Source organism: Pseudoalteromonas sp. T1lg22 (assembly GCF_002964645.1).
Classification (GTDB): domain Bacteria; phylum Pseudomonadota; class Gammaproteobacteria; order Enterobacterales; family Alteromonadaceae; genus Pseudoalteromonas.
This window is the reverse complement of record NZ_PQBY01000027.1, coordinates 269,779-273,641: the sequence shown is the minus strand read 5'-3', so window position 1 is coordinate 273,641 and position 3,863 is coordinate 269,779. Positions and strand designations below refer to the sequence as shown.

General features: G+C 37.9%; 5 protein-coding genes. All 5 read left to right on the top strand.

Features of this window, described 5'->3' with window-relative positions; all coding sequences use genetic code 11:
* Positions 1 to 143: 143 nt before the first annotated feature.
* Positions 144 to 1,160, top strand: coding sequence for a hypothetical protein (locus tag C2M24_RS15715; RefSeq protein WP_158683793.1), 1,017 nt, complete (start codon positions 144 to 146; stop codon positions 1,158 to 1,160).
* Positions 1,157 to 1,366: a hypothetical protein gene (locus tag C2M24_RS15710; RefSeq protein WP_105216139.1), complete on the top strand. Its 210-nt coding sequence runs from the start codon at positions 1,157 to 1,159 to the stop codon at positions 1,364 to 1,366. The genes C2M24_RS15715 and C2M24_RS15710 overlap by 4 nt, the downstream gene beginning before the upstream one ends.
* 31 nt (positions 1,367 to 1,397) lie before the next feature.
* Positions 1,398 to 2,042: a hypothetical protein gene (locus C2M24_RS15705; RefSeq protein ID WP_158683783.1), complete on the top strand. Its 645-nt coding sequence runs from the start codon at positions 1,398 to 1,400 to the stop codon at positions 2,040 to 2,042.
* 156 nt (positions 2,043 to 2,198) lie between these two features.
* Positions 2,199 to 2,807, top strand: coding sequence for a hypothetical protein (locus tag C2M24_RS15700; RefSeq protein WP_158683792.1), 609 nt, complete (start codon positions 2,199 to 2,201; stop codon positions 2,805 to 2,807).
* 126 nt (positions 2,808 to 2,933) lie between these two features.
* Entirely contained in the window at positions 2,934 to 3,461 is a 528-nt protein-coding gene (locus C2M24_RS15695; RefSeq protein WP_105216133.1) for a hypothetical protein, read from the top strand.
* Positions 3,462 to 3,863: the final 402 nt, after the last annotated feature.

Here is a 3,863-nt window from a genome sequence, read left to right as displayed (position 1 = left end):
GTTAACTAGTCTGTTAAAAATATATCATTCAGAAAAGTGAGCGGTAGCGTAGTAGAAAAACGCGCGATTCGCTCGCTATAAACATGTTAGCTGCTCCATCTTAGCATTGTGCTTAAATTGAATATACAAAAGGAAATATAAGATTGGAAAATGTGTCAAACAACCAGATGATTATCGTAGTTGGGGTGGTTGCCATTTGGTTGCTTAGTTTATTCATTGAACAGTCTAGGTATTTTCATAGAAAGCTTTTCAGAAAAGTTCTTTATGAAAATACAGTAGTCAGGACTATAAGAAACAGGTTTTTACAAGTATTCTTGCCAGGTTTTACAGGTGCATATTTCATTACATTAGATGTATGGGGAGAGCAATGGGATATAATAAAAAACCACACAGATAAGCATGAAGTCGCATTTTCAATCTTAATTGTTGTTTCATTGCTAGCTTTACTAATCAGAGGCATTGCGGATTGGTATGAAGAGCAATCTGGGGATGCTTACAAAAAGTTTCTTGAAGGCTTTGCATTGCTTACCACAAGGGTGGTACAAAAAAAGTTAGATAGATTTAAAGACGAATCTAGGAAGTTAAAGCCAAACGGAAATACTTTCAAACAGATCACTCAACCTAAAGAGCAGATAAACTTAATTTTAGGTGAAATTGAATCGCTATTACTAAATAACTTTTCCCTTAAACGTAATCAAATCTGCATAACAATAATGCACAATGATCCCCAAAGTGACACTTGGTATTACGAATACGAGACTAATCGAAGTTGGAAGCACACAAAAGCGATCAAGCTGATCGAAGGGAAGTCTGCTGCCGCTGAGTGTCTTTCGACTGGAGAGCCTGTTTTCCACGCATGTAAAAGACAAGCCCACAAAAAGGGAAAATACTACTTGTCCGAAAGGGATGGTCGTGGTGGAGATGGTAGTGTTTTTTGCTATCCAGCTTTCACTGTTAACAGTGATTATAGAGATAACTACATTATTTCAATTGTAACTTACGGTCGTAGGCTATGTGACCCTTTGGATGAACAGCAATCAGAAGCAATATCAGAAATTTTTTCGGATATTTGCCGAAGAATAGATTTAGAACTTACACTAAACTCAATTAAGAAGTGGCAGTATGAGTTTCACACAAACAAATCTAGGAGTGTGGCATGAATCAAGTCATAAACTTTATTGTAAAAATATTTAATAACGATATAAGTGATAGAGAGTTGCAGTTAAAGAATGACCGAGAATATGTAATTCAATTTGCAACTTCTATCAAGAAAGCTCGCAAAGACATACAGGTACGAGATTACTCAGTTAGTCGAGAAGAGCAGCTAACAAGCAAATCCAGCGGACTAGCTAAAGCTAGCCGCTGATTTGGGCGTTATAAATCATAAGGAAGGTTTGGTGCGTAATTCTATAATAGGGATATTAATTATTCTGATTAGTGCATGTAACACAACTAGCAAAGATACACAGAAATCAGAACCAGAAAATTTCTTAATTCCTGTTCCGTTCGAAGCTCCTGCGGATCAGTTGTCATTTAATTCTTATATTCCACATTGTACAGAAAACTGCAATGTGAAATTAATGCTAGATATTAGAGGATATTCTTCCTCTTTTAATTTCTTACCTTTTTCAGCCTTTGCAATTCAAGATGAAACGCAGGATTATTCAGCCCGCGTCCAAGTAGAATATGTTCCAGAGAAAGAGAAGTTTGAATACTCTGTAGTAACTAGGCACAAAAACTTAATTGTTGATAAAATTGTAATATCAGAGAATAAATTACCTGATATTTTTCAATTTGCGTTAAAGTGGTCAAGTAACAGCGTAACTGTTACTCCGCATATCAAAGAGGTTGGTGACGGGTGGTTCCGACACGTTCCATCTAAAGAGTCATTAACAGTAGACTTACAATTTAAACCGTATTCATATGCCTATTTGGCATCTGGTTCTCAAGGTAGATTTATTTTGTTCTCAGGAGAACAAAATATTTTAGATCTTAATAAACAAGCAATTGGTGTTAAACCTATTCAGAAAAATGATTTATAACAAGTCATTCCAAAGGACAAAAAACAGTTGGTTTTTGCTCCTTCGTCGCTTATTTTAACCAACTATTTTATTGCCTCTGAATGAGGCGTTATGCACAATCAGGACCGATGCGTGCATTTAGAATTGGAATTTAGATAAAGTAGGAGTGATTTTGCGGTGTCTTTGAATGAAAAGCATCTCTCTATGGCTGGAGTAATAGTTGCTATAGTGGCTTTGCTAGTATCTATTAAAAGCTGTCATCAATCGGATAAGGCTCTTGAGTTTCAAAGGCAGGATCATGTTAATGCAGTGACAACAGCTTGGAAGGGTGATGTAAACAAGGATGAATTAACAATAAAAATTACTCCTACCAATGACAAAGTTGTCATGCAAAAAGCAATGGTAACATTCCCGGATGCAATATCGGATGTTGTCTGGCCCATTGAGATGCCTGATCATGTTCTTCATATGGCATCGCAAATGAATGCAATTCAAGATCTTGTAGAGCAGAGAATCCCTAAGAGTGATGGCAATATAATTATGCTGGATGATTCTCGCATACCTGTTGTAGTTGAATCGAGATATATTGCAAACGCTACACTGTTTGAGGATAGATCACTGTATTCGATTGAATATAATGCCATTGTTTGGCCTGATGAGCATCGTAAACCAGGTGTTATATTGAATGGGATATCATTTTTTCGTCGTTTATCAGCTGATGAGCATTCTAAGAAAGTATTAAATGATTTGTGGGAGCAAGGTGGGGCACAAATTCCGATTAAATAAATGCATAACAATCACATGCACAGGAAGCTAACTACGCGCCACCAATTGTGGTGCACTTCGTGCACTCTACCACAATTGGCTCTGCTCCGTTGTCTCCTGTGATATAGGCGTTAGGGCAACACCACAATGAACAGAGTGTTTTCTATTTCAATTATTTTTCTGCTTATTGGCTGTGCTAGCGGAATAACAAAGGACACTAATTTAGAGTGGCAATATAACCATTCAACCGACGTTGCACACTTCAATGTCCTGCGTACATTGCCAATGGAGATCGAAGCCGAAAAGTGTAATTTTATAGTGTGGGAGTTGGAGGCAATTCAAACTTTCAAGGGAAACTTGCTGCCAGGAGATAAAATTCAAGTTTGGGGGCCAAATGATCCAGAGTATTGGCAAGTTGGTGGCGAAAGATTGATGTTTCTTCGTATGTATGAAGGTAACGGCTATAACTCTTGCAGTACACACCTATTTAGGAATTATAAGCAGGTACATTGGTCCTGTTGCGAAATAACTGAGAAGGACGGGGCAGCTGAAGTGCAATTTGAAACAATGCTTAATTCAGAGCAACGTGGGCCTGATATTCCGGTTGATGCAAACAAGGTATTCGAGGCATTGCGTTCTTATGAAGCAGAAAGCCCTAACAAACGCGTCAATTAGGACGCTCGCAAGCTCGCGCCTATTACGCGGGCGTTATAAGTCTTAAGGTTGGATATGCCAATATTTGCTCAGGTACTGTTATTTGTCGGCTTTGCTTGCGTTTTGATTTCGACGGTACTGGTGTTCGTTTTTAAGCTCCCCAATACCAGTGCGCTTACCCTTTTGGCTAAAGGCAGTTTTGTTTTTCGTGATTTACAAGATTTTGTAAAAGTTAAGTGGGTAAAACCAATATATACAATTAGTTATGTTGGTTTAGGCTGTATATTAGTCGCAATATACAGTGTGCTAATAGTCAATGTATAAGACTTATAACAAAGCAATAATGAATGGGACGCAAAAAGCTTGGCTTGCGTCACTTCGTTCCTAATTTTAGCCAAGCTTTTATGCGCCCCATATTGCGGC